The following is a 25,798-nucleotide window of genomic DNA, read 5'->3' on the forward strand; positions in this document are numbered from 1 at the left end:
TAAAAGCAGAGATAAGCAGCCTTTCGATATGATGTATTTGTATGGGTAGGTGGGCTTGTAAAGGAAAGTGGACAACAAAGAAGATGGGGAGGAAGATGAAACAGAGGCGGGTGTAGGGCAAAAAAATTAACGACTCATAACTCGTGATTAATATCTATGTTTCAGCCACTAGGATTTGAGCAACGCTCGCTCATTACCTCTTTAGGTAAAGTAACGTATTATACTAATGAGGCATCACCCTGGCAAGAGCAGAATACTGGAAGTACAGATAAGGAAACATTGGTATTTCTGCACGGCTTTGGTGGTGGATCTTCCGCATATGAGTGGTCAAAAGTTTATCCAGGATTCGCCACCGAGTATCGGATCATCGCACCGGACTTGATAGGTTGGGGTAGATCCGAGCATCCTGCACGAAATTACAGGATTGAAGATTATTTGACGAATATTCGCGAGTTTTTGCAACAAACTTGCAATCAGCCAGTCACAGTCATTGCTTCTTCCCTGACAGCAGCATTGATCATCAGAGTGGCGATCGCCCATCCCGAATTATTTAAATCCCTGATTCTCAGCGCACCTGCTGGACTCTCCGATTTTGGTGAGGATGACTCCAAAAACTTTTTTGCCCAGATTATCAGCATTCCCGTTCTTGACAGATTGCTGTACAGCACCGGAATCGCTACAAAAGAAGGTATTCGGAGCTTTTTAGAGCAAAGGCAATTTGCCCAACCTCCTCGAGTGTATGAGGAAATTGTCAATGCTTACCTAGAGTCAGCACAGCAGCCCAATGCAGAATACGCCGCGCTATCTTTTGTACGTGGCGACTTATCCTTTGATTTGTCGCTATATATTCAACAACTGACAACTCCTACTGCAATTATCTGGGGTCAAAAGTCCCAACTTACACCTGCAGAAATTGGTCGTCGTCTTGCGCAATTGAATCCGCAAGCCATCCGTATTTTTCAGTTGTTAGATGATGTGGGATTGACACCGCAATTGGAACTCCCTGCTGTGACTATTGGTTTAATCAGAAGATTTTTGCCAATGCTTTAGTTCGTGACTTGGTAGGTTTAGAACCTACACTTTCACTAATGATTTTCCCTTGCAGTACAAAACAGGTATCAAGCCAATGTCTTTGCGTGTTTTGTTCAGTTTTTCCTTGGGTGCAAATAGCGTGAAACTAAGCGGCGCAAGAAGCGATAGCTCCTTCTGACAACATCCAGGACAAAGTAAGGTACCCGTAACCGAAGCGGGGAGAGGAGGGGTCGGTACAGCCAGTAATAGGCTCTCTTCAGGTCATTCCACTTTGAGCAAGTCTCCTCATCGAGGAAGTCCGAGACGTCTACGACGAGTCCCCTGCCTTTGTACATCATCACATTGCGACCGTGGACGTCATGGGGGTGAAGACCCCGCTTACGGGCATACTCTAGAGCAGAGTCTATATCCCGTATAACCTGCTTTGGTATCCGCAGACCACGGTGCATACAGTCGTAGAGGGTCACTCCATGCAGCCGCTTTAGGATTAAGAAGCCATCTCGAGCATAGAGACATTCAGAGAAGGCAGGGTGGGAACCCAGGCGGCGATAGACTTCCACCTCTTCAAAAAAGCCAGGGCGTCCAGGCGCGTAAATCTTTACCACCAGGTCTGGGTAGTCAGGGTGATAGAGCACCGCAGCGTAGTTCCCCCTGCCAAGAAGCTGCCAAGGTTTGGGGACATGGCGGACTTCGACCGGGTCGTGCGGATCGACGCTCTCAATTCGGAACCCGGGGAGTAGCTCTTGGTGGACACTCTCAATTAGCCGATTTATGTGTAATCCATGCATACTGGGTTCCGGCTAGTACAAATTAGATGGAATTTTTCCATATACTACCCTAAAAAGCGGGCGGGAGGTTTTCCGTTCGGCAAACGCATTACCGAAGGCTAGGTTACCGCATTTTTCCCTAGTAAACCCAACCCTGATTCTTTTGTACAACAATTCTTAAACTTTGCCTAAAAGCGAGTTCTTGTAAAGTTCAGAAAGATAATCTAACAGTGCTGGTTACTCGCAGAACTGATTCCTGTTGAAATGTTTGCTTATAGCTTGATTTCAATCTGGGAATTCTTAGTTAGGCTGTAGCGGTTGGGCACGGGAATAAGACAAACCTCCCATACGCTACCTACCGCCTACCCCCTGTAAACTTATAGCCACCCGCAGTAACTTCAAGCTCACCTTGTTTCCATCCTTGATAGATTGGCGTTTTACTACCTTGAGCATTTTGATAGACGCCGTAGTGTTGTCGCCAGTCGTGAAAACTTCCGTTCCGCCAAACTTTCGGTAATCCTTTTTGATATTGAAGCTTCACTTTTCCCGAAACACCTTGATACTCAACGACGCCATCTTTGATCTGATTCAGGTTGAGACGGGACTTTTCCAGCACAGACTGCTGAAATCGATTCCAATCGGCGTGAGTTTTGTTCTCGCTTATTTCTAAAGCAAATCCGCTTTCGGTGTCACCGTTGCCTACAGCAGTTAGAATTTGGTCATCGGGATATTTATCGCGGATTTTCTCAGTGGCTGCGGGGTTCATTCCCTCAATTTTCAAGTTGATTGGCGTTAGTGCTAACCATGTCTTTTCGTAACGGATGAAAGTCACGCCTTGCTTTGTTTCTAGCTTGGCAGACTTGGGCAAAAAAAATTGGAATGGTACTCTAGGTTGGTTGTTCAGCCAAATAACCAAATTGCGGTACTGAGCGATGTTATCTCCACCTACAGACGATGATGAAATTTTAGTAGGGTCTGTTCCAGTTGCAGCTATAAAATAATCGACGCCGCGTTGAGAATTGTATGCCATCATTTTGAAGCCGTTCCAGTCTCCACCGGAACCTTGAGCTAATGTACCGAGTTGGAAGGTGTTACCAAAATAGAGAGTTTCGTAAAACTCTGGTGCAGCGTCGCTTCCAGGTTTCCAGTTTTCATATGTTGGTTTGGAATTGAGGAGTTCTGCTGGCTTTTGGAATTCCTTGCGTGCTAAGGCGACTACTGCTGATGGTGGACGATAGCTGCTCGTTATTAGGTGTACCGAGTCGGGGGAAGGTTTGGGGTCTTTTTGGGGTGAATCACCAAAGTACAATCCTAATTCATGGGTAGCGAGGGAACACCAAACACAGTTCCCCTCACTGTAATCGCGTTTGGAAGGACCACCAAATCCTCCCCGCCAATATTTTAGCGCTCCGGAAGTCAAGAACCAATCTAGTGCAGATTTAGCATATGATTTCACTTCTGGATCTTTAGCGAAATCATAAAGATTGACGTAGGTTGTGAGGGCGTGTCCTAGGTAGTTTTCTGAATCCCATTCACCTTGTCCAATGTTGTAGAGAGTGCTGACATTTCTGGTGATGCGTTCTTTGTAAAGTTTGCGTGTTGCTTCGTTTCCTGTTTCTTCAGCAAATAAATAGACAGCCACTTCGCGCATGGCTTTTAGGTTATCAGTGTTACGACAGTCTACCCAACTATCGCAGTTATCTGTTGAGTTTGCCCAGAACTGTTGACGGTTAGGAAAGCGGCGCGTCAGCGGATCAACCTCTGTCCAAATTTGCATTGCTTGTTTCATCCGCTGACGATATGCTGGGTCAAGATATTTGCCAAAATAAAAGTATTTGCGCACTTGACTTTTGAGGGTAAAGCCAGAGTACAAGTCAATTCCCAAGGTGTGAGCGTGACTTTTCGCGTCAGCGTCTTCAGATTGTAGGAAAGAGATTGATTTTTGTTGATTTGCTGCAAGAAAATCAATCATTGCCTTGGGGTAGGATTTTTTTTCGCCCTCAAAAGCAGTATTTCCGTAATTGCTTCCTGACAGTTTTTTAGTTACGTACTTTGACCGCTGTTGAAATTCTGCTTCCATTTGCGGTGTCCACTGATTCTCTGCCTTCGCATGGGTGCAGGCAAGAACAAGACACATTAACCACAAGGTAAAGGCTTTGAGGGCGAAATGATTCATGATTAACAATTATACTGAAAAAATAGCGTCTGTAAGGACGCTATTTTTTCAGCTTTTCTCTACACAAATGAAAAGCTACTTTTCTAGTAATCTCAAATCAATGACTGTGGCGTTAAAGTTGTAGTTAAAGCCGTCTAACTCAATTGGCATTCCAATTTTTACTTTACTGTTACCTAGAACTGGTCCTTGGTCAGTAATTTTTGCTTTGCCTGCTAAAGTTAAACGTAAATCTTTGCTAAAGTTATTTGCTCTGTTTGGCTCTGGCAATTCTTTAATAGAACCATCAGGTTGAGGAACTAATACGTTTCTGGGTAGCTCTTCCACAGACTTAATGTCAATCTGACCGTGGGGTTGATTACGGATAATAACGTTAGTTTTCCCACCTTTTGTAAACCCTTGTGTATATAACTGTTGAGTGTCGAGGATGTTTAATCCGCGAACTATTAAGTCTACTTCGATAGGCACTATTTTACTACCGACTTGGGCAACGGAGCCGGAACCGCCAGGGAAGATAAAGATGCCTAAGATTACCAGCACAATGACCAGTGCAGCACCTAAATCGAGGATGTTAATTTTACCGAATAAACGACCTTTGGAATCTAAAATAGCCATAAAAAGTTTTTCCAGATAAGAGTAAAGTTACTGATTGTAGCAGTATAGGCAATATAACCAGCTAGGCGTTGAGGTTATGCGACAGTGTATCACAACTTCCTAATTTCGGACGGACTTTTTGCTATTTTAAGTTGCTGTCGCCCTTGAAAATATGCTTTATCTTGGCAACAACTTTAGAATGCAACTTATAGGGCTATGAATCCGTCCTATAGTTTTAGATTCCCCCAAAACTCTTTTCAAACCGGATTTATGATCAATACGAAACGTTTTTCTATAAATCCCCGTTTTTTTCGACGTCGTTGGTTTTATCCGTTAATTTCCATCGTCGTTGCCTTATCGTTATGCTTATTTACACCAATCACCGCTAGGGCTATTGATGCTGAACGGTTATTGCCTCTCATTTTACAAGGAGTCCAAGTCATTCAGTTGTCTAATATCTCACTTCGGCAAGAGGTTGATCTTGGCAAGCAGATTAATCAGCAGTTGGTGAGCAGTCAAGTTCGACTTTACCGCAATTCCGCAGTTAATGATTATGTAACACAACTTGGTCGGCGTCTGGCAGCCAATAGCGATCGCCCGGATCTCCCGTATACCTTCCAAGTCGTTGATGATGACAGTATCAACGCTTTTGCCACTTTAGGGGGCTTTGTGTATGTCAACACAGGCTTGCTGAAAACCGCAGAAAATGAAGCGGAATTAGCGAGTGTTATCGGTCATGAAATTGGTCACATTGGCGGGAAGCACTTAGTAAGACAGATGCGGCAAAAAGCACTTGCAAGTGGTTTGGCATCAGCGGCTGGGTTAGACCGCAATCAAGCTGTGGGGATTGGTGTAGACTTAGCCCTTAACCGTCCTCGCAGTCGTGAAGATGAATTTGATGCTGATAAAAGAGGATTAACAACTCTTACACGCACTGGTTATGCTCAATCGGGGATGGTTTCTTTCATGCAAAAACTCCTGAAAAAGAGCTCTGGTACTCCCTCATTTTTAAGTACCCACCCTGCAACAGGCGATCGCATTAAAGCTTTGCAAAGTGCTATCAACGCCCAACCTAGTAGTGGAAGTACTGGTTTGGATAATGCTAGTTATCAAGCAAAGATCAAAGCATTGCTCAGGTAGTCAATAGCAGTAACCACTTATCCACGTCGTCTGTTGCAGCGTTCAGCCTCAACTCTGGCTGGATCGACAATTGTCACCGCTTCTTCTAAAGCTAAGGTGCGCAGACTTTTATTATGGACATTGACTTGATAAACCAGTTGATTTGTAACATCAAGCCCAGTCAACCAGCCACTTCGGGGATGATAAGCCCCAGTATCGATGTCGAGCCATCCTTGTCCTTGTGCCAGTTTACCAGGATTTACACCAGGGAGGGTAAAGGTAATCGTGTGACCGACGATAATCAGCTTATTAGGCAGATAGGGTTTTTCCATGCTGTGAAATTTGTCGCGCACCCAGCAAAGCTGTTCAGCAGTTTGTTCTCTCATCGGAATTGAGGGATCAACACCAGCATGAGCCAACAAAATATCTCCCAAGTCAAGATATGTGGGCAAACCTTTAAACCATTCCACATGGTCATGAGGTATTGTGGCTTGTTGGTAACTGGCTACCGTTGCTTGCCCTCCACTATACAACCATGCTTGTACCATTGAGGTGGGAACTTGTCCGTTGGTAAAAATGTTTAATAACATCTGCTCATGATTCCCCAGCAGACAGTGATAGCAACTTTTCTTGACAAAATTGACTACATATGCACTTTGGGGTCCGCGATCAATTAAGTCTCCAAGAAAATAGACTTGATCGTCTGATGTGGGGGCTATTGCCTCCAACAATGTCATTAAACCTTCATAGTGACCATGTACGTCCCCAATTATAATTCGGCGGTAGCTAGTTGCGCTCATCAGCTGTGTGGTTCAATAACTTTCCCTAATACTTGTGCTACAGTATGGAATCAACTAATTTCGTAAATGTCGGTAAAATAAAGCTCAAAAGTATAAATTCCATATAATTAAGGCTAATTTAAATAAGTGTAAACAACAATCCTCCTCTGGTTGCACTATGTAAAGCAATAAGATTTCATTTAATTTTTTGATAGAGAAAATAAATTTTTAAACTGTAGTTTGTCCTCAAACTTTGACATCAGTATTTTCACTGGAGATGTTGCTTGATTGTAAGAATTTAAAAATTAAATCAGTGAACAGCTACCTACGCAGTGACGGCTCGCTTTGGTGGGGGATTTAAACCCGCCACCAACGCTCTGGGGGTACTCTTGGTGTGGTGTTTTCCCCAACGATAAAACTGATAACTGGTACTGCGGGTACTTGATAACTGGTAACTGTTAAAAAGTAACCAAAGGAAATTAAGACTCAACAAAACATTTTTATATATAAAAGAGCAAAGTACCGTATAAAGTTTTCAGCAGACTGACCTACAATACACGCAGATACTTTATTAGCAAGTTGGAGTTTGCCGTGTCTTTCCAGTTTCCACCTGAAGTCAGTTCGCGCATTTGCAATCATATGAACGAGGATCATGCAGACGCGGTGCTTCTTTACGCTCAAGCTTTTGGCAGTTTAGCTAACGCAACAGCAGCAGAAATGGTGTCTATTGATGCTCAAGGTATGAATTTAGACGCACAGATGAACGGGGAAGTTGTACCAGTACGCATACAGTTTGACCATGTTTTAGCAGATGCGGAAGATGCCCATCAAACCTTGATTGCAATGGTGAAGCACGTGCGGGCTAAGACAAAGTGAGACTTTCTGGTAAAGCCAATCTTTGCTGCTGCTCAATCTTTTGTCAGTATATCTCCTCACGTAACAACCAAAAGCCGGTGTAAGTCATCCCAGAATCATCGGGTTGCACTAACAAAAAATGTAATCCTCGGCTTTGCTGCTTGCGCTGTTCATAGGTTTTAGCAGCAACTCCCACTTGTTTATCTTCAAACGTGGCAACAATCCATCTGTCAACCAAACCAGCTTCTAAAACTAACCCATCAGGCGCACCCGCAATGTAATTAAGTGCGACGGGATGGGCTTGTTGCAACCACCGTGCTAAACGCATTGATAGCCTTCCACCATAAATGATGACACCGGGAACGGGTAGCGTTGATGCTAAACCAAGATTGATCAATAGGAGGTATTCTGGCATTTCGAGAATTGGGATAGGGCGATCGCCAAATACCTCTACCACATCACCAGCAGTCAGTGAAGCAAAACGCCATTCTTCTCCCCAAAGATTTTCTGCTAATGGCATTGGGGGTGGTTTATCCAAAGATATAGGATATTGCTTTTCTTGCAACCACTGTTTTAATGCCAAAGTGCGGCGAGTTGGTTCCACAGAAATGCCTAAACTGCGTCCAGCTTGTTGTATTAAACTTAAAGACTGAGGACGAAATACCTGAATCACATTTGGCAGTTGTTCTCCAGCTGCTTGCTGAAGTTGAGAAGCAACCCAACTTGAACTTGCTTGCGACTGCGGACAAGTTGCCTGATACTGAAAGCTACGAGTTGCGTCACAAATCAACAACTCCCACATAGCTTGTTCAGATGCTTCTGTCTGCGGACGACGATAAAAATCGGCTTGCCAAATTTTCATAAGACTTACAGCTGATCTGTTGAGGTTAGGGGATAGAGGCGCTAGGCACTGCACCCCTAACCTCACAAAATACCACCTACACGTGTCTAAAACCTGTTTCGTTCAGTAGTTCCTCAATTCTAAGCGGACTCAGATGTTGTACGTTGGTGAAAACCATAGATGCTCCTGCATCTAGCAATTTTTCAGCATACGCATCACGACGTGCTACTATTTGCTGTACGTGAGGGGGTAAAACACCAACACCAATCCAAGTTCGCGAAGGTTCCCTCAAACGTGCGTTTTCCACCGTGTACATATCAGCTACCGTATCCCCCACATACACTACTGGCGTTAATTTGTCAAAATTTTTACTTTTTTCTTGCTCGTAGGAGTCCAACAAGCGAACGGTAGCAAAAAGTCCAGTGGGATCTGGTTTACCTGGTGCATCTTCCATTGCGATTAATACTGGAGACTTTAAACCGAGACGTGTTTCCAAAATATAGGTAGCAGAAGCGCGAGTCGCACCGCTAAAAAATCCCCAAGGAATCTCAGCTTTTGTCAGTTCCTCTAAGTAGCTAGAATGTAGCAATAAGGGTTCATTGCAGATATATCCCGTCCAATTTTGGGGGTCTGATCCTCGATAACGCGATTGAAAAAAGGCAACAATGGCGTTGTAGTCGAGTTGCAATTGCTCGCGGGAGTAGGATTGAGTTTCAAAATAGCGGTAAATCAATTCTTGGGATGCTTCCCAATCATTATTCCAAGTGCCTTCAGACTTGAGCCGATCTATATCGAGTGATGTTGGGCGATACGCCCCCTGTGTAAAATGCTCTACAGTATCTGCGATCGCTCGTCGATAAGAACCACCGACATCGCGCACAACGCCGTCAATATCAAAAACGACTATTGCTTTTGTTGAGGGTTTTTCGGTCATAGTTATGAGTTATGAGTCATTAGTCATTAGTTATTGTAGAGACGCGCTCTCATGAAAGCGTCTGTACATCTTCATTAGTCAATAGTCATTTTCCTAATTTGGAAAGCTGGTAGATATTGCGTTAGAATAAGCGATCGCGGAGCGCGCCCTACGCCTAAACCAGGTTTCGCCTGGTTGCCCCGAAGCGAAGCTTTAGGGAGAGGGTTTCGCGAAAGTTACCCTTTGGGCGTATACGAGCGATGGTGCTTTTCTCGCGCCCAAAGGGCGTCGCATACGTTAATGAGTGTTGCCTGGATACTCCAGGGGAGGTGTGATTGTCCAAGTTTATTTTGAAGATACTGTGGTTAGACGAAAACGTCGCTTTGGCAGTCGATCAAGTCGTAGGCAAAGGCACAAGTCCTTTGACTAAGTACTTTTTCTGGCCAAGGAATGATGCTTGGGAAGAGTTAAAAAAGGAGCTAGAGTCAAAACACTGGATTACTGAACTCGATCGCGTGGAATTGCTGAATAAAGCCACAGAAGTGATTAACTACTGGCAAGAAGAAGGCAGAAACCGCCCGATGGCTGAAGCTCAGTTAAGATTTCCGGAAGTTGGCTTTACAGGTAGCGCCTAAAGCTGGATAATGAACTCCTCTACTGTTGAACAAGCTCCCAGAGTTTGATGGTTTTATCCCTGCTGCCACTAGCAATCAGTTGTGCATCAGGGCTAATAGCAACGGTAGACACTGAGTCTACATGACCAGAGAGAGTTGCAACTTCCTGTTTTGTGCTGACGTTCCAAAGTTTGACTATCTTGTCTTTACTTCCACTAATCAGTGTTTCTCCATCGCCACTGAAAGCCAATGTGACCACCGACCAGGAATGGGCTGAAAGAGTGCCAATGACCTGACCAGTGTTTACTTCCCACAATTTAATAGTGTTATCATCGCTGCCAGTCACTACAACCTTACCATTGGGACTGAAGGCGACTGTCAAAACCGCCCATGCATGACCGGAAAGGGTACCTAAGAAGGTGTAGTGTGGGCGGTTTTTCAATTCTCCCTTTGACCACAAGCGAATAGTTCTGTCAAAACTAGCACTAGCCAGAAGCTGACCCTCAGGACTAAACGCCACTGCACTCACCTGTAATTGGTGTCCACTGACAGTACAAATTTCTTCTCCAGTCTTGACATCCCAAAGTTTGACAGTTTTATCCCAGCTACCACTAGCTAGTAGTTCACCATCTGGGCTGAAAGCAACTGATTTTACTGCATGAGTGTGTGCAAAGAGAGTGCAAATTTCCTCAAGTGTGTTGACATTCCACAATTTAATAGTTTTATCATCGCTAGCCGTTGCCAGAATTTTTCCATCCGGACTAAAGGCTACAGATTTCACAGCTTGGCAATGTCCGCCGAAGGTATATGCTTGTTTTTTGCTATTTAAATCCCATAATTTGATAGTTTTGTTGTCATGACCACTAGCTAAAATATTGCCGTCAGGGCTTATAGCAATTGAATTTACAGCACTTAACATACCGGGATGGCCAGTCAGGGTATGTGAGCATTGCCACAAGATGCGCGGAGGTGGAGTGATAGAGTGATTAATAGAGTGATTAACTGATGGGCAGTGAATACCCATCGCTTGCATGACTTCATCAGCAGATTGAAAGCGTTGGGTAAAGTCTTTTTGCACAAGCTTGTCAAGAATTTTACCCAAGTGTTCACTGACCTTTGTAGTTAGATACTGTCGCCAAACCCAACAATCATCAACAACATCAAATAAATCAAAAGGAGGAATTTGGGTAAGTAAGTAAATACAAGTTACACCTAGGCTGTAAAGGTCACTAGCAACTATAGGTTTCCCCTGAATTTGCTCTGGAGCAGCATATTCTGCGCTACCAATACAACTTTCACTTGTTAGGTCAATTGACGTCACAGTTCTAGCAGCGGCAAAATCAACCAAAACCAGATCCTTCCCCCCTATGAAATTAGAAGGGGATTTAAGAATAATATTTTCCGGTTTTATATTGCAGTGGATAAGGTTGTGATTATGAATATATTTGAGAACTTGCCCCAAATTCTCTAAAAGTTGCCATATTTGAGTTTCACAGAAGGCTCCCTCCTTCTCCACCAAGTTAGCTAAATTCGTGCCTTCAATAAACTCCTGCACTAAATATAAGTGGTGGTTTTCTTCAAAATGTGCCAGTACAGGAATTTGTGGATGCTTGCCTAATTCCTCTAGGCGCTGTGCTTTTTGCTCAAAAGTTTTAAACGTTTGGTTTTGCAGCCCAAATTGTTGAACGACACAAGGAATTGCAGGCGATTGTCCCTCATCCACAGCGAGGAAGGTTTTGCCAAATCCCCCTTGACCAATTTGTTTAAGTAAACGATAACGTTTTTTTATAAGCAAAGTTTATAACACAATTTTAGATAGACCTTCACTACCAGCAATGCCTTTCGGATATTTTGACTTCAAAACGGTTGCCAGATGTTTGGTCAAAGTCAGTGCATCATTAAACTCTTTTGATTCTTGTAGTGCTTCATATAGTGAGTGAATCTCTTGTGGTGACAGGTTTGTAAATGTACGCAACTCGGTAATATCTAATCTATGGTTGAACTCGTTGACAGTATGCCGCCACTGATGTAAAAGCGAAAACAACTCTCTATCTTTACGCTCTGCAAAGACACCAGATACGATCGCTGTTTCAGTAACTGACATCATTAATCGCGGAAAGACTATCGGTCGCCCCTGTTTATGTAACTTTGGGTTGAATCGTCCATCAGATAAAATTGTTACATTTGATATGCATTCATTTAGTAAGGCACGCAGCAATTCTCTCCTCTTTTCGATCGCTGATGCTAATCGTTCGCCAAAAATTCCTGTAATTGTTGCCAATAATCCAAGAGCTGTCAGTAGTGGTTCAAAATCATTTGGTTCTCTAGTCCACCAAACAGTGGCTAAAATAAATCCAAGAAGTAGAGGGAAAAACGTGATCAAGGTCACTAGGCTTTTCATACTTACACCGTGTGTTGTTTGTGCAGTCTGATACTTTGCTAGCTTTTATCGTTTAGACCATATATCACGTGCCACTGGAGATTTATTGTTAATTCCTGAAGAGTGAGGGGCAAGCAGGATCAAATTCATACCAAATCTATTCCTATTACGTGGTTCCAAGCTTATATGTAGGCTATCAACAAGCGCCAAGTTGCTGTCTGAAATGATTTTCTCAATACCAGCAGAAGTATACTTCCGAGTTAGATATAAACGAATCGTATCTTGGTCTTCAAAATTCATAACTGATCGGTCAGGTAATACCACTTGAATTTTGTTTCCAGTTAAGTTGCGATATAGTATTTTGATTAGAATTGCTTTATCTGTTTCTATAGAACCTTCAAAAAATACGCTATTCAAGTCGATATGTAAATCAGTATTTTGAAGCAACGCACTTGTGACAAACTCTCTAAACGACTTGGTCTTCGCGTACTCTTGCGCCGCCTTTTGCGCTGCTTCTTCGTTTAAGTCTTCAGTAGTCGCGACTTCTATAAGAAGCTTATCCTCACGTCGCATGAGTTTAGAAAGAGTTTGCAGCAACTCTGTGTCTTGTTGAAAATTAGCTAATGTGTTTCCAAGCAAAGAAAATAGAACAGGACTATCATTGAGAACTCGGTCAAGCAGTTTCCGTAACTCACTAACATTTCTCTCTATTGAAAAGTCGATTTGAATTGGTAGCACATGACTACCCTTTAATTGTGCTCCTTGAGTTGCCTGTTGAACGCCTAGCCTTAACATCTCCGAACTCATATCTACTGGAAAATAGAGTAGGTTGGGATTGCCGTTGAGCAAGAAACTCAAAATGAATTGGTCTTTTTCCCCTGTGCCTACACCTAAACTAACGTAATGATATTCCTGACCTTTTATACTATTGGAATGAATTTGATACCATCGAGATCTAAAGGACTCTATACTCTCTTTCATCACGAGATAGAATCTATCATTACAAGCATGATCCCAAGCGATCGTTGGACCTATGCCCCAATAGGAAAAACCAGATAAAATCTCTTTTCCATCGCCTGTCGTGGAAAATTCTCCTCTTAATTCTTGCGTGAGTTCTGCAAGTTTGTTCGATTGATCTTCTCCTATGAAGCAGAGAGTCCATCCTAAGCCCGGTTCGTTGATGGAATTCTCTAGTAGCTTCACAAAATCTAAAGGTCCCATGTTGAGTCTCTTTTCTTGAGCAGTGTATCTGAATTAATCTCCCCCAAGTGTCTAGAAGCTACCACCATTCATTAATACTGTAAAGCGCTATAGGTTAGGTCTTACTGCGGTCAATTTATAGTCGCAGCCAGGATGATAAAGTTGTGAGAACGTAAGCAAAGACGCCCTGTGGGCGTCTTTGCGTGAAACTAGTCCGACTAACCGGCGTTTCCATCCAAGGGAAATTCAACAACTACAGGCTGATGACCGTTTGATGGTGGGATTGGTGATTGTAGTTTTGGTTGCAAAGGTATTGTTGTTTCACCAGGCTTGGCAGTTTGATTCCATAAAATCATTGACAGTAGCCCATCTACCAAGCCGTTGGTGCTGCCATTATTATTACCGCCAACCAAGACATCTGGAATCAGACGGACATGGCGATCGCCAATAATCTGCATCAGCTGCATTGCCGTATAACCATGTTCTCCCAAAGCTTCCACACCAGCGCCGTATGCTTCGGCTTTTGCGTTACCTGTGGCGCGGATGGCTTCTGCTTCTGCAAGCCCTTTCAGACGCACAGACTCAGCTTCACCACCGGCTCTTAACCGCACAGACTCAGATTCTGCTGTCGCTCTTAAGCGGATCGCCTCAGCCTCACCCGTCATTTCTTTAATTTTGGCATTCGCCTTAAGTTCGGCAATTTTCACACCTTGCTCTGACTTCACCGTTTCTTGCTGGATGTCAGCCTTTGCTTTAAGTTCAGCAATTTTCACACCTTGCTCTGACTGCACCATTTCTTGCTGGATCTCAGCCAAAGCCGTCTCCCGAACAAGTTGTTGGCGTTGCGTTTGCGCCAGTTGTTGAACTTCAAACGTTTTGCGTTGCTCTTCTGCAATTTTCCGGTCTGTCTGCGTCTGCATTAGTATCGCAGGCGGCAAAATATCACCAATGAGGGTGTCAATCGCTTGCACGTCATAAGCTCGTATCGCCGTTTTAATAAACTCAGCAGCCTCAGCTTGCCGCTCGCTTCGGGCGCTGAGGAAGTCTAGTACTGTATAATCTTGAGCCGAGTTGCGGAAATAGTTGCCAATGGTCGGTTCTAACACATGATCAACTAAATTCTGCATCGAACCCACACGCGAAATCACCTTGGGAGCATCCAAAGCGCCCACATGAATAATTTGCGCCACTTCTAAATCAAAGGCAAACCCGTCTCTAGAACGTACTGTTAGGGAAGCTAGTTTAACATCATAACTGTGGCGTTCGGTGCGACCTGACCAGTTTAATACGATGTTGGTCGTCGGTACCAGTTCAATCTTCATGACGCGGGTGTTGAGCGGGTGCTTACCTGGATACAGTGGTTCCACCCACACGCCTTTGTGTCCAGTATTCACCAAATTACCGTGGGTGAAGGCTGCACCGCTAACATCTTCGTGTGCCTTGCCTACAAAAGAAATCACCACACCCACATAGCCAATGGGAATTTCCGTCATTGGCACTTGTTCAACGTGGACGAACCAAGGGTTCAGGTTCCAAGAACCAGAAAGCAGTATTTGCTCTTGCAAACCTCGTCGCCCACCCCCATCAATGAATTTCTGCCCATTCTGGAAGTTGTCGTGTCCGCTAATTATTGGACCTGCTATTTCACCTGCGGGAATTGGCATACCGTCGAGGGTCGTGACGATACCAACTTTATCAGAAGAAACGCTGTACACCCGCAAATATTCGGGATTCATGCCATGCTGGCTAGCATTTCCCGCCATGATGATCTTAAATAGGGCAGTGTTGATGCGGTACGTACCTGCTGTTAAAAAAGCCCATCTGACGACCTTTTTCCCCACCTTGGGTAAGGAATTTGCGGGCATCTTGGAAATTGTCGCAATCTACGATTTTACCTAAAATACGCTCTGGAGGATTGGATGCGCCATCTGCCGCCACAAGCAGGGCGATTTCACCTTGAGGGACAACGACTACCGGCTCTTTGCGAACCGAGTACTGCCAAGGCAAATAACCCCAGTGCCAGCCAGGAGCAAGAGTATCCGCTTGCAAGCCTGCTTCACCGTTGAGAGCAATCAGTCGTCCGGCTGGCAGTCCGCGTCCGGAAATAGCAAATTTTTTGACGACAATACCAACTTCACGTTCGCCAATCACCACGAGTCCCCCAAAGAACAGGGGGACAAATATCACTAAACCGCCGACAACAACAATGGGGATGATTCCCCAGGGTGACATTGGTATGAGTTGACTGTTAGTAGTGCTAGTTGGGATTTGGGCAACTGTTGGTTTTGTCTGAGCTAACTGAGTTGATGCGGAGGTGATTTCTTGTGCAGTAGTTGTTTTTATGGGAGTCGCACTGGCAGAATGAATGCTACCAGCCAGCGCCAAGGTTGCTACAGCAGATGCTGCCAAACGAAATATCTTATTATGTTTACGCGCACCAAGGAAGTATTGAAAGCCTTTCATTTTTTGTGCCCCTCTGGGCAACTAATGATCTAAGGTAAGACTTCCTTGTGGCTCTGATTCATTTCCTAAACTTACCCTAATAGTTTATAAAACTTAATACTTTTTTTAATTATATTAAATTAATAGGGTGAGCATTGCCCACCCTACTCTTAAGCTGCCTCGTCTTTGCTTTGAAACTTAGACCAAACCGCCAGCAGCTTGAAAACGGGCGCGAGCGCGTTTGTAAGCCTGAGTTGCTTGAATTTGTGCTTGTCTGTCGTCTGGTTTTACCTGATTGAAACGGGTTTCTGCTTCGTTATAAGCAGCACGGGCTTCCTCTAGGTTAATTTTGTCACCACGCTCAGCACCGTTTACCAGAATTGTGACTTCATCTTGTTCGACTTCAGCGAAGCCACCTGACAAAGCGATCGCCACCCAATCCTGATTTTTACTAGAACGGACTCGCATCACACCCGTATCTAGCGCAGTTAATAGTGGCGCGTGTCCGCTGAGAATACCAAGCTGACCAGTCGTACTGGGCAAAACGACTTCTTCAGCCGCAGCATCCCACACTGTTTTATCTGGGGAAATTACACGAACAGTTAATGTCATTTGTCCTTTGTCACTTGTCCTTTGTCAATTCTCATTTGTCATCTATCCTTAGTCCTTTGCATAAGAACCAAGGACTAAGGACGCTCGGACTAATGATTAACCTTTGAGTTTTTCGGCTTTGGCGATCGCTTCGTTAATATCGCCAACCAAGTAGAAAGCCTGCTCTGGCAGGTCATCCAACTCACCAGCTAAAATCTTCTGGAAGCCTTTGATAGTATCTTCCAGCTTCACATACTTACCAGGAGAACCAGTAAATACTTCTGCCACAAAGAACGGCTGAGACAGGAAACGCTCAACTTTCCGCGCACGCGCCACAATCAGACGGTCTTCTTCAGACAGTTCATCCAAACCGAGAATGGCGATGATGTCCTGAAGTTCCTTGTACCGCTGGAGAGTGGATTGTACAGCACGAGCAGTATTGTAGTGTTCGTTGCCAACAATGTTGGGTTGCAACATGGTAGAAGTCGAACCGAGGGGATCCACAGCCGGATAAATTCCCTTAGCTGCCAAACCGCGAGACAGCACCGTTGTTCCATCCAAGTGAGCGAAGGTGGTAGCGGGTGCGGGGTCGGTCAAGTCATCTGCTGGTACGTACACCGCTTGAATCGAGGTAATTGACCCTTCGTTGGTGGAGGTGATGCGCTCTTGCAATGCACCTACGTCGGTTCCCAATGTAGGCTGATATCCTACCGCAGAAGGCATCCGTCCCAACAGAGCTGACACTTCTGAACCTGCTTGCACAAACCGGAAGATGTTGTCAACAAACAGGAGCACGTCCTGCTTGTTCACATCGCGGAAGTACTCTGCTATTGTCAATCCCGACAAACCAACCCGCATTCTTGCTCCGGGTGGTTCGTTCATTTGACCGTAGACTAGGGCAATCTTCGACTCGTTGAGGTTGTCTTTATTGATCACCCCAGATTCAATCATTTCGTTGTAGAGGTCATTGCCTTCACGGGTGCGTTCACCCACTCCAGCGAACACTGACACTCCACCATGTTGTGTGGCGATGTTGTTAATCAACTCCATCATAATGACGGTTTTGCCTACGCCAGCACCGCCAAATAGACCGATCTTACCACCGCGCCGATAGGGAGTTAGCAGGTCAACAACTTTAATCCCGGTTTCAAACACAGAGGGTTTGGTTTCCAACTCTGTGAATTTGGGAGGATCGCGGTGGATCGGCAATCTTTCTTCTGAATTGACAGGTCCTCTATTGTCTACCGGTTCGCCGAGGACGTTGAAAATCCGACCCAGCGTGGCTTTACCAACAGGCACACTGATGGCAGCGCCAGTATCAACGACTTCCAGACCACGCACTAAGCCATCAGTGGAACTCATGGCAACAGTTCGTACTTGGTTGTCACCTAGCAGCTGCTGTACTTCGGTAGTAACTGAGATGTGTTGTCCGGCTTCGTTAGTGCCTGTGATGGTCAAAGCGTTGTAGATTTGCGGCATTTTCCCGTTGGGGAATTTCACATCTACAACCGGACCAATAACTTGGGTAATGTAACCAACGTTTGTTTTTTCTGCAGTGGTGACCATGCTGAGCCTTAATGATTGAAGCTATATTTCAAATAAGGTCAAGAGAGACATAAAGATGAACGCCATGTCATCTTCAAGAGTAGCACTGAACGATCCCCTCTATTACGCTTAAATTTCTCCTTAAGATTGAGGCTATCGATTGGTAAGCAGGTTATACTCTATTTTCGCTCGTCTGTACGCCTCTATCAAACAACTCGGCGACTCTGTCAATTTACCTCACTCCCCAGTCCCGATTCTCACGCGTAGATGCTCGCCTTTGGGCATATGCCAATACCCAAACAGACTGCTCTTTGGGCGATTGCGCAAAGCGTACCTGGAGGAGGCGATCGCCCGAATGCGGGCACTTCGTGCGATCGCTGACAACTAAAGTCATGAAAATACCGGATGACAAGAACTATCAAGGTGTTTGCGTCATTTCAGCCGCTCTTTTCAAGATAGCAACAAATTTTTTTTCTCAGTATATGCTCCACAGTTGGGGCAAGTTTGGCTTGTTCCTTTGTGGTCAACTTTGGCGAAGTAAACTTGGCGTTTCCAACATACGCGTATCATAATGTTGATGAAGCGACCCCACCCAGCATAATCAAGCGTGTTTATCCAACATTCCTTTACGCGTGATTTGCAAGTCGATATCTTCAACAAACACCATATGAGATCCGCTATACCAATCCTAAATCAGTTTGTGTAAAATGATCAAAAATAATAGCGCCTCCCTAACTACAGGGAAGCGCTATATTTATCGTTAAATTCAGGGATAAATAATAACTAAATAGCTCCCTGAGGCTTATTATAAATTGATTATGATTTCATTTCTCAGACAGCACCCCTACGGGTAAAGAGGTTCCACAAGAAAACAGCAACAATTGCACCAATAACGGCTACAGCAATACCGGGTATGCTAAGAGTAGGAGCCGCCAAGCTCAAGGTACCTGTCGTAAAGAAGACGCCCAAAGTACCGCCAACAAAAGCCCCAATAATTCCTAACAAGATTGTTCCTAAAATTCCACCGCCTTGATGACCGGGGTAGATAGCTTTAGCAATAGCACCAGCCAAAAGACCTAATACAACCCAAGCAAGAATGTTCATTGTTGTTAAATTGAATGAATCTTTTTCTTTGATACTTACAGGTTAACAATTCAACTCTTGGTATCCAATCTGCCAACCGAACTATTTATGAATGACCTAGAGGAATACTGGAATAGCTACTGAACTTAGGGCATATGCCTTAATTAAGATAAAGAAAAACTTAAGAAAAAGCTCCTAGTTAAATCTCATACTAGGGGCTTATCAATGCATTATTGCTTGGTAATTGCAGTATATGCATTTTTAATGAGATGTAGCCTCTACTTGAGGAATAAAGCTAAGGTTTAAACTGAGCTTTCTCTTAATAATAGGATTGCCATAGCAGTCCTAAATCATTCTTAATCGCCTGAGTCGGGAAACAAGGACTGCATAACGCTACCTCACCGTTGCGTCTAAGGCTCAGGAGCGATTCGAGAATCTCACAACTCCTGCACGGACAGCTATAAGAAAAGTGCGACCAATGAAAAATATTTCTGTTGGGCATCAGCCAAAAAAATTTGGCATTACAACACTTAGTACATGATTTCATAAGTTCATAGCGAAAACTTGAACGAAGACTCTGTGTACCTTTGCGTTTACCGAGAGCGCCCCTCTGCGTTTAAAAACGTTACGAATTAATGAAATGCTGTACTTAGCTACCAAATATGACTTTTTATCACAGTTTTTCAAGCTCGCCGTCTTGGCAAGGTAGTATGTTATCATCGCAAATGAGAATGAATTCGGTGATAGTGTTGACAGGCTTTTTCCTTTTAGTCTTGACAGGCTTGTCTCCGAAACGTAAATCTCTACACATTTATGATTTTGGAGACAATTTATGTCACTTTATGTAGGTAACCTCTCTTACGAAGTTACACAAGACGATCTGAATGCTATTTTTGCAGAATATGGTTCTGTAAAGCGAGTTCAGCTTCCTACTGACCGGGAAACAGGTCGGATACGCGGCTTTGGTTTTGTGGAAATGGGTACAGATGCTGAAGAATCAGCAGCCATTGAAGCTCTTGATGGGGCAGAGTGGATGGGTCGTGACCTGAAAGTAAATAAGGCAAGACCCAGGGAAGACAAAGGTTCCTTTAATGGCGGGAACCGAGGCAATTACAGCGGCGGACGTAACCGCTACTAAGCTTCATAAATAGAACTCTTTTAGCTTTGAAATGCGACAGGCAAAAGCTAAAAGAGCAAAATACTCTTTTATAGACTTTGCCCCCGACCTGATTCGGGGGCTTTTCGTTGCTTTTTGAGGGTAGTTAGCGAAATAGAAATTATAATATTATATAGCGGTTTTCAATTGGGTGCAATACATCAAAGAATTAAGGAACGGCAGATGGACAAACCATTGCACGCAGATAACCTGTACTTCATCCGGATACACCTATATATAGCAGCAATATTGGCGTCAGAAGTTAGAATATGGTCTTTCTTGCCCGCTGCTTTGTACGCCTAGCGGAGGCGCTTTGCGCTTACAGGAGTAAAACAGTCTCTATATCTAGCTTTGAGGCTTACACTTGTTGCTAATTGCTGTATTTTAGGTAGAAAATACCTTGACAATAGAATTTGAAATTTGATATCATCACAAGCCTAATTTATATGTTATGATAAATAGGGATAGCAATTGTTGCGTAAGTGAAATTTAGCAATATATTTTTCCTTGGGTTGTGTAGAGGGCAATTCAAAGCGGGATAACCTGCTGATAATAGTAAGGAAAAACAGCTATTTAGTGACTTATGTAGATAAGCAAGTGTGCTGAATGCAGCGCAAGCTTCGCCGATTCCTTAATGAGGTAAAGTAGTCCTTGAAAATTAAAGCGTTGGATATCCAGATTGGCGATCGCATCGTTGCGTATTGCAACAACAGAATGCAGATCTGCACTGTGAAAGAGATCATAGACCCTGGTCAGATAAATATCACACTATCAGTATTTACTGCTGAGCATTATCGCAAATCAGTCTCACGCGTAGTCCGGTTCCGGGGGACGCTTTGGTTAATTTGGCAAGCTAATCAACCGGACATGATATAAAAAGTGCTTTCTAAAATAGATACATATCTGGGGCAGCAACTATAGGTAGTTGCTGCCCCAAAAATACTATTCGCTATTGTCCTTTGTTTATTTACGCAGGAATCAACACTGTATCAATAATGTGGATTACACCATTATCAGCAGCAACATCTGGTGTTGCAACTTTCGCATCATTGATCTTAACGCCATTGGAAGCGTCAATTTTGACTTCCGTTCCTTCAACTGTTTTAGCTGACTTCAGCTTAACCACGTCAGCAGCCAGGACTTTGCCTGAAACAACATGATACGTCAGGATTTTCTTCAGCTTTGGAATGTCCTTAAGCAACGCGTCTACTGTACCTGCTGGGAGCTTAGCAAAAGCTTCATCAGTAGGTGCAAATACGGTGAATGGACCAGCGCCTTTAAGAGTATCTACCAGACCAGCAGCTTTGACCGCAGCAACTAGGGTACTGAAAGAACCAGCATTAACGGCAGTATCAACAATGTCAGCCATGTGTTTTACCTAGTTTTGTGTAGTCTGTTAACAAGTATAAACTACTTTCTCAGAAAAAATACAGAAAACTGCTCGGTTTTTAGGAGATTTTATTGCATTCTTGACGACGTGGATTTATGGGAAATACGTAGCGTCTCGTATTGCTTACTGAGGATCAGGTGTGTTGCCGATATCAATATGAACGCAACTTGGCATAACCAATTGAAAACTGCTGTACTGATAATCAACGGTGGGAGGTCAATCCTTGGGAGTTTGTAATCTCTCTTGAACTCTCCACGCTTTGAAAAACGTGGATTCTAGACTGTTGTTGCTACGTGGGCTAAAAGCCTCACTGCGCAACATTGTCTCATGTTTTTATAAAACACGTTGACTGGTTCAAGCAGTCCTACCCGCCTCGACCCTTTCAGGCTGTGCGGCTACTTTAGATCTTCCAACCATGAAGATTTTACGTGTTGATGGCTCTTGAAAGACTTTTCAACACAACCTCATATCTTCAATTGTCATGGTTCATAGCGCTTAACCCTACGTTTGTTATTGGAGTCTTTCATCCTGTAGTGTTAAACTAATCCCATATTAACACGTCAATGGGGTTATGCAACGTTACAATCTAAGACTATCCGACAAAGAGTATGAACAATTAAAGAAAATATCAACACAAACAGAAAGATCTATTAACGACTTGATTCGAGAAGCCATTAGAATGTACGTCGAAAAAGAAACATAGGGCTAAAGCCCTATGGGTCGGATTTCATCCCCTGGCTTAAAGCACAGATGTAGTTTTCCTCCGTGCGTCAAACTACATCTTCAGGGGTTCTCATCCTTCCACTATGTTTTGATAGTCCTGTGGTGTATCGATATCAATGGCACCTGCCGCAAAGGGGACAGGAAAGACCTCATGAGAGTATTTCTTGATGACTTGTTTTGCTCCTGATGTAGGTTGTAAATTCATCAGGTCTGAAAAAAACTTGCGGCTAAAAAGAGCGGGTACACCCAATGTTCCGGCATATTCAGAAGCAATAATCCCCTGACCTGTAGAATGGTAAGCAGCGACAAGTTGATTGATAACATTAGATGAAACGAATGGCTGGTCGCAAAGTGTCAGCACGACTCCCTCAATTTCTTCACTAGCAGGGTTTAGTGCTGTCATACCAACTTGAATTGAAGCGCCCATCCCCTCGTGCCACTGTGGATTTTCTACCACCATAACCGGAAGCTGATTAACCTCTTGGCGCATTTTTTCCGCATATGCCCCTAGCACAACGACAATTGGCTGACAAACTGAGGCGACGACAACCTCTAGAGTGTGACGCAGAAAGGTATGCCCTTCAAATTGTAGTAGTTGTTTAGGCTGACCCATGCGAGTTGATGCGCCAGCTGCCAGAACGATCGCCGCAATAGGTGAGGTAGTTTTCTCTACCTGAAGCGGGTTTATCATATACTAATGTGTTGCTGACTCGGCTGGATTGCTTGAACATCTGGTTCATCAATAGGATGATGAATCGGTGCTTTTCTGTCTCTCAACAACCCACCAGCGCGTTTGGTAAGGACAGCTTGAATCTCAGCAACAATGGAAAGCGCAATTTCCACTGGTGTATCAGCACCCATATCAATACCAACAGGAGCGTATAATCGGCTCAGTTGTTCTTGAGTGTAGACAATTCCCTCCGCCTGCAAATCTTCAAGTAATTCTGCGGTTCTGCGTTTTGGACCGAGAACACCAATGTAGCGTACCGCAGATGGCAGCAACATTTTGAGGAGTTCGCGATCATGGAAGTAGTTGTGTGTCATCACAATAGCTACTGTGCTATCTTCTAACAACACACGTTTATAAGCAGCTTCTGCACTCGTGAGAATCAAGTTATCAGCATAAGGAAATTTTTCTGGGGTGAGATAGGTAGGTCGATGGTCTACGACAGTAACGTGCCAACCTAGCTCTTTAGCAAAGTGTACAACAGGCATAGCGTCTTGACCTGCCCCAAAAATGAGCAGTGGTGTTGGCGGTTGGATGAATTCAATCAAAACTTCTGCACGACCTGCTGGTAGATTGTAAATCTTAACTTTAGACTTTTGGTGTTGCAAGACGAGTTGAGCATCCGAAATCACAGCTTGAGTCAAAATAGAGTCTGCAATTTCATTAGTAATATTTTTATCTGGGTAAAGCATCAAGTGATTTCCCACCTTTGCCTGAAGTTGACCTTCTACACAGAAAACTGTTGCCAAAACTCCTGAATGTCTGTTATTAAGACACTCGGTGATAAATGTTAATTGTTTATCCAAAGGCTCAATGAGAACATGAACTGCGCCATTGCAACCTAGCCCAAGCGCCCAGATAATTTCCTCTGCAACTTCTGGATCATATTTCACTAAGGTTGGTTCACCTGAAGCCATGACTTGTTTGGCGTGTTCAAAAACGTCACTTTCCAGACAACCGCCACTAATAGAGCCTGTCATGCAACCATCTTGGGACATGAGCATTCTAGCACCAGGTCGTCGGTAAGTAGAACCTTTGACCTTGACAACTGTGGCAAGAGCTGCAATTTGACCACAGCTTTTGATTGTAAGGAAGTCGGTAACGATATCTTGTAATTCTTTCATGTTTTTAGGAGATTGACTAGGAATTGGGGTTTGTAGTAGGCGCTTTAGCGCTAAAGCGCTTACTACGAACTATGAAAGACTACTAGTCCCCTTACAGCAGCTTGTCAGGAGTAATTGGCAGGTCGCGGATGCGCTTTCCTGTTGCATGATAGATGGCATTGGCAACTGCTGCAGCAACGCCAGTAATCCCGATTTCGCCAACACCGCGTACGCCCATTTTACTGATGTGCGGGTCGGGTTTATCGATAAATATCACGTCAATGTCTCCGATATCTGCGTGAACAGGAACGTGGTAATCAGCTAAGTTACGCACTACCAAGCGACCGCTGTTCTGGTCGAGTACTGTCTCTTCCATTAATGCCATGCCTAACCCAAAGGTGATACCGCCGAGGATTTGACTACGTGCGGTCTTGTGGTTAAGGATACGTCCAACATCAATGGCGCTGACGAAGCGCGTGACACGGACTTGACCTAAACGTGGGTGGATACGCACCTCAGCAAACTGTGCGCCAAAAGATTGAAACGCATACTGCTGCCAGTCAGAGTTTTCGTTTTTACCAACGCAGATTCTTACGACTTTGTTGTCTGAGCTTTGTTGTGACTCTGAGGCAGCGGTGTTTGCGATCGCTTCAACTTCAACTACTGGCAAATTATTTCGCTGTAGAATCTCTGCGTAAGTTTCTCCTCGGGATGGCTCGTTTTTGAGGAAAACTCGTCCGTTTTCGGTTGAAATTGCCTGTTGGGCTGCTCTATACAATTGAGGTTTCCGCCAACTGTTGCCATATTCCGCAGTTGAGCGCTGGCTCCCGCAAGAATGGCTTTTGACAGCACAGGATAACGTTCCTGAACTAAGGAATTGTAAGCAACATCGCTGTTACGTGCTGCCGCACCCATACGAATACCACCGTCCTTGGTCACAATTTCCGTAGACGGCAGTTTGCGAATATCTACGAGTTGAGTTGGTGTATGCACACCTTCTTTCATTAAATCAAGCATATTGGTGCCACCTGCAATCAACATTGCCTGTGGCTCGCGCTTCAGCGTTGCGATCGCCTCGTCTGAGTTAGCGGCGCGTACATAAGTAAATGGGTTCATCCGTTTTGCCTCCGTTATTTTGCTTGAGGTGCTGAAGCGTTCGAGTTCTGATTGTTATTGCATTCACGAACTGCCGCAAGGATATTTGCGTAAGCACCACATCGGCAAATATTGCCGCTCATTTGTTCTTTGATCTCAGCATCAGTTTTCGCGTTTCCTTCTAAAAGCAGTCCCACAGCAGACATAATCTGCCCTGGTGTGCAGTAACCGCACTGAAAAGCATCGTGGTGGAGAAATGCCTCTTGGACTGGGTGCAAATCTTCACCCTCGGCTAAACCCTCAATTGTTGTGATTTGTTCGCGATCGTATGAAACAGCCAGCGCCAAGCACGAGTTGATACGGTGTCCTTCAACAAGTACAGTACACGCACCGCACTGCCCATGATCACAGCCCTTTTTCGTACCGCTTAGTCCAATGTATTCCCGCAGGACATCAAGTAGTGTGACGCGTGGATCAATCTGCAAAGTGTGTTCTGCACCATTAATATATAACGTCACCGGGATAGTGTTAGAAGGTGCAGAAGCGGTCTGTTGCGAATCTAATACTGGTATTTGGTCGAGTATCGAGACGCGTTCTGAAGTTGCAGTGTTTGTGTTCTCCATGTTCTCGCTCTTTCAAGAAGGCTATAGGGTCTCTAGGAACCACAGATGCAAAC

At 44.3% G+C, this 25,798-nt stretch carries 28 protein-coding genes and 1 pseudogene; 7 read left to right on the forward strand and 22 right to left on the reverse strand.

Annotated features, from left to right (window positions below):
- The first annotated feature begins 156 nt into the window (after positions 1–156).
- Positions 157–1,050, forward strand: coding sequence for an alpha/beta fold hydrolase (locus V5G28_RS31500; RefSeq protein WP_332989897.1), 894 nt, complete (start codon positions 157–159; stop codon positions 1,048–1,050).
- A gap of 95 nt (positions 1,051–1,145) precedes the next feature.
- On the opposite strand, the gene V5G28_RS31505 is transcribed toward V5G28_RS31500, so the two are convergent.
- The 4 genes from V5G28_RS31505 to V5G28_RS31520 all read right to left on the reverse strand — a co-directional run bounded on the left by V5G28_RS31505 (position 1,146) and on the right by V5G28_RS31520 (position 4,587).
- Positions 1,146–1,820 (reverse strand): serine/threonine protein kinase, encoded by a 675-nt coding sequence (locus V5G28_RS31505; RefSeq protein ID WP_332989900.1) that lies wholly within the window; start codon positions 1,818–1,820, stop codon positions 1,146–1,148.
- A gap of 190 nt (positions 1,821–2,010) precedes the next feature.
- Positions 2,011–2,088 carry a hypothetical protein gene (locus V5G28_RS31510; RefSeq protein WP_332989989.1) on the reverse strand — a complete coding sequence of 26 codons (78 nt, stop codon included), beginning with the start codon at positions 2,086–2,088 and terminating at the stop codon, positions 2,011–2,013.
- Positions 2,089–2,154: 66 nt separating this feature from the next.
- Positions 2,155–3,879 (reverse strand): hypothetical protein, encoded by a 1,725-nt coding sequence (locus tag V5G28_RS31515; RefSeq protein WP_332989991.1) that lies wholly within the window; start codon positions 3,877–3,879, stop codon positions 2,155–2,157.
- Between the two features lie 171 nt (positions 3,880–4,050).
- Positions 4,051–4,587: a DUF4330 domain-containing protein gene (locus V5G28_RS31520; RefSeq protein WP_096566720.1), complete on the reverse strand. Its 537-nt coding sequence runs from the start codon at positions 4,585–4,587 to the stop codon at positions 4,051–4,053.
- Positions 4,588–4,836: 249 nt separating this feature from the next.
- Between V5G28_RS31520 and V5G28_RS31525 the strand changes: the two genes are divergently transcribed.
- Complete coding sequence (locus V5G28_RS31525; RefSeq protein ID WP_332989903.1) at positions 4,837–5,706, forward strand: M48 family metallopeptidase; 870 nt, start codon at positions 4,837–4,839, stop codon at positions 5,704–5,706.
- 17 nt (positions 5,707–5,723) lie between these two features.
- Here the strand turns inward: V5G28_RS31525 and V5G28_RS31530 are convergent, their stop codons facing one another.
- Positions 5,724–6,485 (reverse strand): metallophosphoesterase family protein, encoded by a 762-nt coding sequence (locus V5G28_RS31530; protein WP_096566724.1) that lies wholly within the window; start codon positions 6,483–6,485, stop codon positions 5,724–5,726.
- A gap of 570 nt (positions 6,486–7,055) precedes the next feature.
- Here V5G28_RS31530 and V5G28_RS31535 point away from each other — a divergent pair.
- Entirely contained in the window at positions 7,056–7,340 is a 285-nt protein-coding gene (locus V5G28_RS31535; RefSeq protein ID WP_332989906.1) for a DUF2470 domain-containing protein, read from the forward strand.
- Between the two features lie 43 nt (positions 7,341–7,383).
- Here the strand turns inward: V5G28_RS31535 and V5G28_RS31540 are convergent, their stop codons facing one another.
- The gene (locus tag V5G28_RS31540) at positions 7,384–8,181 is read right to left on the reverse strand and encodes a Tab2/Atab2 family RNA-binding protein (RefSeq protein ID WP_332989908.1); all 798 of its coding nucleotides are present in this window, start codon (positions 8,179–8,181) and stop codon (positions 7,384–7,386) included.
- A gap of 76 nt (positions 8,182–8,257) precedes the next feature.
- On the reverse strand, positions 8,258–9,094 hold the full coding sequence (locus tag V5G28_RS31545) for a TIGR01548 family HAD-type hydrolase (RefSeq protein ID WP_332989910.1): 837 nt from the start codon (positions 9,092–9,094) through the stop codon (positions 8,258–8,260).
- 314 nt (positions 9,095–9,408) lie between these two features.
- Between V5G28_RS31545 and V5G28_RS31550 the strand changes: the two genes are divergently transcribed.
- The gene (locus V5G28_RS31550; RefSeq protein WP_041040380.1) at positions 9,409–9,708 is read left to right on the forward strand and encodes a 30S ribosomal protein PSRP-3; all 300 of its coding nucleotides are present in this window, start codon (positions 9,409–9,411) and stop codon (positions 9,706–9,708) included.
- A 19-nt stretch (positions 9,709–9,727) separates the two neighbouring features.
- Here the strand turns inward: V5G28_RS31550 and V5G28_RS31555 are convergent, their stop codons facing one another.
- From V5G28_RS31555 to V5G28_RS31595, 9 genes and pseudogenes are all read right to left on the reverse strand, one after another.
- Entirely contained in the window at positions 9,728–11,482 is a 1,755-nt protein-coding gene (locus tag V5G28_RS31555) for a serine/threonine-protein kinase (protein WP_332989913.1), read from the reverse strand.
- Positions 11,483–11,485: 3 nt separating this feature from the next.
- The gene (locus tag V5G28_RS31560) at positions 11,486–12,088 is read right to left on the reverse strand and encodes a hypothetical protein (RefSeq protein ID WP_332989915.1); all 603 of its coding nucleotides are present in this window, start codon (positions 12,086–12,088) and stop codon (positions 11,486–11,488) included.
- A 45-nt stretch (positions 12,089–12,133) separates the two neighbouring features.
- Positions 12,134–13,288, reverse strand: coding sequence for an L-histidine N(alpha)-methyltransferase (locus tag V5G28_RS31565; RefSeq protein WP_332989917.1), 1,155 nt, complete (start codon positions 13,286–13,288; stop codon positions 12,134–12,136).
- Positions 13,289–13,485: 197 nt separating this feature from the next.
- A pseudogene (locus tag V5G28_RS31570) lies at positions 13,486–15,730 on the reverse strand (SPFH domain-containing protein).
- 177 nt (positions 15,731–15,907) lie between these two features.
- The gene (gene atpC, locus V5G28_RS31575) at positions 15,908–16,321 is read right to left on the reverse strand and encodes an ATP synthase F1 subunit epsilon (protein ID WP_332989919.1); all 414 of its coding nucleotides are present in this window, start codon (positions 16,319–16,321) and stop codon (positions 15,908–15,910) included.
- Between the two features lie 96 nt (positions 16,322–16,417).
- Positions 16,418–17,866 (reverse strand): F0F1 ATP synthase subunit beta, encoded by a 1,449-nt coding sequence (gene atpD / locus V5G28_RS31580; RefSeq protein WP_332989921.1) that lies wholly within the window; start codon positions 17,864–17,866, stop codon positions 16,418–16,420.
- Positions 17,867–18,077: 211 nt separating this feature from the next.
- Complete coding sequence (locus V5G28_RS31585) at positions 18,078–18,239, reverse strand: hypothetical protein (protein WP_332989922.1); 162 nt, start codon at positions 18,237–18,239, stop codon at positions 18,078–18,080.
- Positions 18,240–18,295: 56 nt separating this feature from the next.
- Positions 18,296–18,415 carry a zinc ribbon domain-containing protein gene (locus V5G28_RS31590; RefSeq protein ID WP_332989925.1) on the reverse strand — a complete coding sequence of 40 codons (120 nt, stop codon included), beginning with the start codon at positions 18,413–18,415 and terminating at the stop codon, positions 18,296–18,298.
- 261 nt (positions 18,416–18,676) lie between these two features.
- The gene (locus V5G28_RS31595; RefSeq protein WP_096566737.1) at positions 18,677–18,949 is read right to left on the reverse strand and encodes a GlsB/YeaQ/YmgE family stress response membrane protein; all 273 of its coding nucleotides are present in this window, start codon (positions 18,947–18,949) and stop codon (positions 18,677–18,679) included.
- Positions 18,950–19,760: 811 nt separating this feature from the next.
- Between V5G28_RS31595 and V5G28_RS31600 the strand changes: the two genes are divergently transcribed.
- Together V5G28_RS31600 and V5G28_RS31605 are read left to right on the forward strand one after the other, a co-directional pair.
- Complete coding sequence (locus V5G28_RS31600; RefSeq protein ID WP_332989929.1) at positions 19,761–20,066, forward strand: RNA recognition motif domain-containing protein; 306 nt, start codon at positions 19,761–19,763, stop codon at positions 20,064–20,066.
- A 669-nt stretch (positions 20,067–20,735) separates the two neighbouring features.
- Positions 20,736–20,960 (forward strand): hypothetical protein, encoded by a 225-nt coding sequence (locus V5G28_RS31605; protein ID WP_332989931.1) that lies wholly within the window; start codon positions 20,736–20,738, stop codon positions 20,958–20,960.
- 91 nt (positions 20,961–21,051) lie between these two features.
- Here V5G28_RS31605 and V5G28_RS31610 read toward each other — a convergent pair whose 3' ends face one another.
- A complete protein-coding gene (locus V5G28_RS31610) occupies positions 21,052–21,453 on the reverse strand; it encodes a fasciclin domain-containing protein (RefSeq protein ID WP_332989933.1) in 402 nt (133 codons plus the stop codon).
- 592 nt (positions 21,454–22,045) lie between these two features.
- Between V5G28_RS31610 and V5G28_RS36950 the strand changes: the two genes are divergently transcribed.
- Entirely contained in the window at positions 22,046–22,177 is a 132-nt protein-coding gene (locus tag V5G28_RS36950; RefSeq protein ID WP_096562215.1) for a ribbon-helix-helix domain-containing protein, read from the forward strand.
- A 90-nt stretch (positions 22,178–22,267) separates the two neighbouring features.
- Here V5G28_RS36950 and V5G28_RS31615 read toward each other — a convergent pair whose 3' ends face one another.
- The 5 genes from V5G28_RS31615 to V5G28_RS31635 form a co-directional block, all read right to left on the reverse strand.
- Positions 22,268–22,888, reverse strand: coding sequence for a nucleotidyltransferase family protein (locus V5G28_RS31615; RefSeq protein WP_332989935.1), 621 nt, complete (start codon positions 22,886–22,888; stop codon positions 22,268–22,270).
- Positions 22,885–24,048: an XdhC/CoxI family protein gene (locus V5G28_RS31620; protein ID WP_332989937.1), complete on the reverse strand. Its 1,164-nt coding sequence runs from the start codon at positions 24,046–24,048 to the stop codon at positions 22,885–22,887. Before V5G28_RS31620 ends, V5G28_RS31615 begins: the two co-directional genes overlap by 4 nt.
- A gap of 91 nt (positions 24,049–24,139) precedes the next feature.
- Positions 24,140–24,805 carry a xanthine dehydrogenase family protein molybdopterin-binding subunit gene (locus tag V5G28_RS31625; RefSeq protein ID WP_332989939.1) on the reverse strand — a complete coding sequence of 222 codons (666 nt, stop codon included), beginning with the start codon at positions 24,803–24,805 and terminating at the stop codon, positions 24,140–24,142.
- On the reverse strand, positions 24,688–25,143 hold the full coding sequence (locus V5G28_RS31630; protein ID WP_332989941.1) for an FAD binding domain-containing protein: 456 nt from the start codon (positions 25,141–25,143) through the stop codon (positions 24,688–24,690). The genes V5G28_RS31625 and V5G28_RS31630 overlap by 118 nt, the downstream gene beginning before the upstream one ends.
- Before the next feature lie 14 nt (positions 25,144–25,157).
- Positions 25,158–25,745, reverse strand: a complete 588-nt coding sequence (locus V5G28_RS31635) for a (2Fe-2S)-binding protein (protein WP_332989943.1) — start codon at positions 25,743–25,745, stop codon at positions 25,158–25,160.
- Between the last annotated feature and the right edge of the window lie 53 nt (positions 25,746–25,798).

It is taken from the genome of Scytonema sp. PRP1 (assembly GCF_036697665.2).
Taxonomy (GTDB): domain Bacteria; phylum Cyanobacteriota; class Cyanobacteriia; order Cyanobacteriales; family Nostocaceae; genus Kalymmatonema; species Kalymmatonema gypsitolerans.